This window comes from Pseudoalteromonas sp. SR45-5 (assembly GCF_014163565.1).
Taxonomy (GTDB): domain Bacteria; phylum Pseudomonadota; class Gammaproteobacteria; order Enterobacterales; family Alteromonadaceae; genus Pseudoalteromonas; species Pseudoalteromonas distincta.
Genome location: NZ_JACJDN010000302.1, coordinates 1 through 4,793, shown reverse-complemented (window position 1 = coordinate 4,793; position 4,793 = coordinate 1). Strand labels below are relative to the sequence as shown.

The following is a 4,793-nucleotide window of genomic DNA, read 5'->3' as shown; positions in this document are numbered from 1 at the left end:
TAATATTTATGATTGCTCCGCCGTTAAAAACGAAAAAAAAGGTGAAACGAAGTTTCACCTTTTTAATTAATTTTGAAACTAATTAGTTAACGTTAAGCCTTAGAAACGTTACTTGCGCCTGCATTGTTAAGTATTTCTTCAATAGCGTTTTTGTTGTCACTATCGTACTTAACACCAATTAATATAGAGCCCTTTTCAATGGCATCTTCATAATATTTAATTTCGTGCTCAGGAATAAATGCACCAATTGCAGCACCTAAAGTACCACCTACTGCGGCGCCTGCGCCACCAGCAGCAAATGCTGCGACTAATGGTCCGGCAACTAATAAGCCCGTACCACCTGTTGCTACAGTACCTACTGCAGTAAAACCGCCAATAATTGCAGCAAGAATACCACCTGAAGCCGCGCCTATAAGGCCACCTTCAGCGGCTTTTGTACCTTCGTCTACAGCAAAATCTTCCTTTGCGTATGAGTCGTTGGCTACAATGCTTATGTCAGCTTCATTAATACCTAAAGCTTCTAATCTATAAATTGCGAGTGTTGCTTGTGATGCACTTTCAAATAACCCAGTAATAACGGTACTCATAATAACTCCTTTATTTTATTTAAGAAAATACACTTACTACCAAGCAAAACCCAAACCACAAATTTAACTAATAAAAATCAATACCTTAAATAAATAATTGTATCAATTTACTTATTTAAAAGGTAAAAGTTGCTAAGCTTTGTAAAAAACTCCTACCTAATATAAGAAAACTTACTAGTAAGCAGTACGCAGCTTTAACATAAAATAAATTATTACTTACTCCACGTAATTTCAGCTAATTGGTTAGTTGCTGTTTGATGAATGATCAGCCCATTATTCCCCATGCGCATATGCCTAATTAAGCCAGAGTAAACTCCTTCTTTACTCGGAATTTGCCAGCTCTGCATAGTTTCGGTATTAAGGTCGAACCTTACTAAGGTTTCAGGACGCTTGGCTGACTCGTTAAACCAAATGGCGTTATCGGCATATTCAATTGCATACGGATGACTGTTTTCACCACTGGGATTATCCCACTGCGTTATTTTACCGTTTTTGGGGTTATAGCGGCCAAGTTTACCCATGCCAGAGTTAACATAAAAAACCATATCGTCAGGCGTAATGGCTAATCGCCTAGTATGCGTTTTAGCGCCTGGGAGTTTTATCTCACTAAGCTCCATGGTATTTTTATCAACTTTAACCAAACAGTTACTACCATTACACGACACCCACGGCGTACCTTTTGAATCAAGCTTAATACCATATGGCCGCGAGCCTTTAGTGGGTAAAGTAGCCAATTGAATATCGCCAGTTGTAGGGTCTAGCTTGCCAATCATATTGCTATGCTGGAGGGTAAACCAAAATATTCCGGCTTCATCAAATACACCAGTATGCGGGTCGCGGGCATTTTTATTTGGCATTTTAAACACTTTAAATTTTTCGGTTTTTAAGTCTAAATATCCAACCGTGCCATTTTTATTGCCTAAAAACCAAGGGGTTTGATTTTTATCAAGCGACACACTGTGCGCATAGGTACCACTTGGCAGTGTGTACTCTTTCATATCGCCGGTTTGAGGGTCTAACCTGCCTAAAATATTACCCCACTGGCCAACCCACCAAATAATGCCATTTTTACCTTGCACCGGATCGCGAGCGCGCTGCCCAAGCGTTGGCACTTGCCAGTACTTAAAGCTAAGCTTTAAATCGCCGGTAACAACCTTAGATTCGCGCTTAGTGTTTACAGGATAATGCTCAGCTAAATAAGCGCTTATATCTTTATTAAGCGCAGTATCTGCGCCCGCATCAACCATATAGCTTATTAATGTTTGCCAGTCCTGCTGGCTATAACCCGCGCTGCGCTCAAGGTTAGTTAAACTATGGCAACTAGCACAAAGCTGCTCAACTACTGGCCCCTTATCGTTGCTCAGCACTGGTAGCGGTGCAAACAAAGTGCCCGACACAGCCATTACCAAAACGTATTTATTAAATAAAAATCGATTTTTACTCATAACGCCCTCCCTTGTTTTTTAATATTAAAGCATAGGGTGGAAGTGTTTACTATCTGTACAGCAATGAGTGCGATAAGCCGCCTAGAAGGTAAGTTAAATTGCAGAGTTAATATCTAAAAAGAAGATTTTGAGCAGAGTTGCGCACGCTCTACAGTGGTTATTTAGCTTGTGTGAAAGTGTGATGTGAGTATGGTTTTAAACGACTAATTTGCATAAAACAAGAACGCCCTGATTTAAAAACGCCTCAGCCTATCGGTACGTAAATTGCTGTTATTAATATTCTTACTTAAAGAGTTATACATAAATAACGCTGCCGTTATTTATAAAAAGGAGAACATTATGAGTAATAAACAACTAATTACGACGATAGGTATAGGTCTGGCCGCTGCATCAGCAGGTATGTTAACAAGGAAAACTTTACAAAAATCGTGGGAAAAGGTTACCAACGAACCAGCTCCAAAAGATAGACCAAGCGAAGAAACAGATCTTAAAGAGGCCGTTACATGGGCAGTAGTCTCAGGTATTGGTGCGGGTGTTGCAAGAATGGCCGTACGCTACGTACTAGACAAGCGCCGCTCCAAATAAACCTACCCAATTAATACCTATTATAAGTGGTGAGGCGCTAAAGGCGCCTTGCGACAACCACTCCCCAATTGTCGCAAGCAACTTGGCAAAAGCCTAGGTTAAGGTTACTTAACTATTGAGCTAAAAAATGGATTAATACCCAAATCGGGGTTCAGTGATGAAACTTAAAAAGTCCGATGGCGCGGCTGCGCAACTTATCCGACCTACATAGATTGAAAAACTGGAGGTGCCTTGCAATATGACCCTTTATTTTAAGCAGATACACTCTATTGGACATTAACTCCCTTTCAAAGTTGTTGCCTGCCTACAAGCTTGCGTATAATGCCCACATTCCGGCTGCATTTTTTAGCCGCTAACTTGGATTTTAATAATGAAAAAACTCTCTGCAGTGCAAATAAAACAGCAAGCGCTTGTACTTAATACTGCTGAAAAATTAGAAGAGCAAGGCCGCGCTGAGCTCCCAGGCATGCTGCAATGCTGGTTTGATGTGGAATATCACTTATTTCCAAGTTCACTACTGCTGTGCTTTCAGTTTGAAAACGAGCAAGCCTTAGCAGCCGCAGAGCCTGATTTATTAAAATGGCAAAAGCGTTTAAGCGGCGTAATGCTTAAAAAAGGCGTGATTTTAAAAGATATGCGTAAACATTTAGTGTTTACCTTAAAAGGGCCAGATGATTAATAGAGGGTTTTAAAGGACTATAAAGCCTTTCGCTCGTATCGTCGAAGCGCATAAAACCATAATGAAAAGCCGTTGCATTGCTGTAACGGCTTTTTACTTTTATTAGAACTTAAAGTAGAACCTATAAAGATCAATTTTTGACTCAGGGATTTTTATTAGCCGATGATACTAATTGGCCGTTAAACAATACTAATGCACGGCAAAAGCAAATTTCAGTCGATTCAACGTTAATCGGTTGCTCTTGATTAGCAATCGTAGGATAGTAAATTACACATAAAAAATAGCTTTATCTTAGGAGTATTATGATCAAAGTATTATTAGCGACCAGCTTAATTGCCTCTTCATTCGCTGCTTTAAGTAATCCTTTAACTGTTGAAGAACAGCGTATCAACAAAGCCCAATCAGCAATGCCAAATGTTTTAAAAGCATTTACCCCACAAGTATCAAATTTTGAGCAACAGTTTAAAGAACTTAACAACTTTAAAAGTGCAAAAGCATTAGTACAAAGCTTTAGCTTTGAACTGTGGGAAAACGCCAAGCAACGCATACTAAAAACCAATAACTACGACGACCGAGAGCTTTACTGGGCACGCTTGCTTTCAAGCAAAGTAATACGCACAACGTCACCTAAATTTTCAATTACGCAGACTCAACTAAATACTTTACTAACCCTACTTGAGGAAGGCAGTAGAGGCCGTACCGACCTTGCTTTTTCATCAGGCAGTACTAAAAAAATATTACTAACAGGCTTTGACCCTTTTTTACTCGATAAAAACATAAACCAAAGTAACCCCTCAGGTGTTGCGGCGTTATTACTCGACGGCCAAGTTATTAATTACAACGGCATCAGCGCAGAAATTAACACCGTTATGGTGCCTGTACGCTACGAAGACTTCGATCAAGGCATAATAGAATCACTACTTGCCCCCTACTACGCACTTAATAATGTAGACATGGTAATAACCGTAAGTATGGGTAGAACAGAATTTGATTTAGAGCGTTTCCCAGGTAAACGTCGCAGTGTAACCGCCCCCGATAATGCCAATATTGTATATGGCGGAACGCAAACAAGCCCAGTAATACCAAAACTCAATGGCCGACCACTCCCAGGCAATGAGTTTGTAAAATTTAGCTTGCCTGTAACTTACATGCAACAAGCCAAAGGCCCTTATAAAGTTATCGACAATCATGAAGTCACCACGCTTGAAAAAACCTATAAAGCCGGTTCGTATGGCGAACTTAAAAATAGTATTGCGGTAAATGGCGGCGGCGGTGGTTACCTGTCTAACGAAATATCGTACCGAAGTATTCGCCTGCGCGATGCGCTTAATTCAAGTATACCTACAGGGCATATTCACACCCCTCGTATACAACAATTCGAACCTGAAACAGAAGCTAAAATAGTAAAACAAATAAAGGCAATGCTAGAGCAAAGCTTAGTAGCGCTATAGTTTATAACTACCAAATTAAGGGCATAAAAAAGGGCAATTATTGCCC

5 protein-coding genes are annotated in these 4,793 nt (G+C 40.0%); 3 read left to right on the top strand and 2 right to left on the bottom strand.

The features are described 5' to 3' along the window. Positions 1–92 precede the first annotated feature (92 nt). Entirely contained in the window at positions 93–587 is a 495-nt protein-coding gene (locus H5072_RS12000) for a hypothetical protein (protein ID WP_182693646.1), read from the bottom strand. Positions 588–799: 212 nt separating this feature from the next. Continuing rightward, positions 800–2,032, bottom strand: a complete 1,233-nt coding sequence (locus H5072_RS11995) for a cytochrome C (protein WP_182693645.1) — start codon at positions 2,030–2,032, stop codon at positions 800–802. Between the two features lie 339 nt (positions 2,033–2,371). On the opposite strand from H5072_RS11995, the gene H5072_RS11990 reads away from it, so the two are divergent. The 3 genes from H5072_RS11990 (at position 2,372) to H5072_RS11980 (ending at position 4,747) form a co-directional block, all read left to right on the top strand. After that, on the top strand, positions 2,372–2,617 hold the full coding sequence (locus tag H5072_RS11990; RefSeq protein WP_002958040.1) for a DUF4235 domain-containing protein: 246 nt from the start codon (positions 2,372–2,374) through the stop codon (positions 2,615–2,617). Between the two features lie 370 nt (positions 2,618–2,987). After that, the gene (locus H5072_RS11985) at positions 2,988–3,296 is read left to right on the top strand and encodes a hypothetical protein (RefSeq protein WP_182693644.1); all 309 of its coding nucleotides are present in this window, start codon (positions 2,988–2,990) and stop codon (positions 3,294–3,296) included. A 302-nt stretch (positions 3,297–3,598) separates the two neighbouring features. Beyond that, positions 3,599–4,747: a hypothetical protein gene (locus H5072_RS11980; RefSeq protein ID WP_182693643.1), complete on the top strand. Its 1,149-nt coding sequence runs from the start codon at positions 3,599–3,601 to the stop codon at positions 4,745–4,747. Positions 4,748–4,793: the final 46 nt, after the last annotated feature.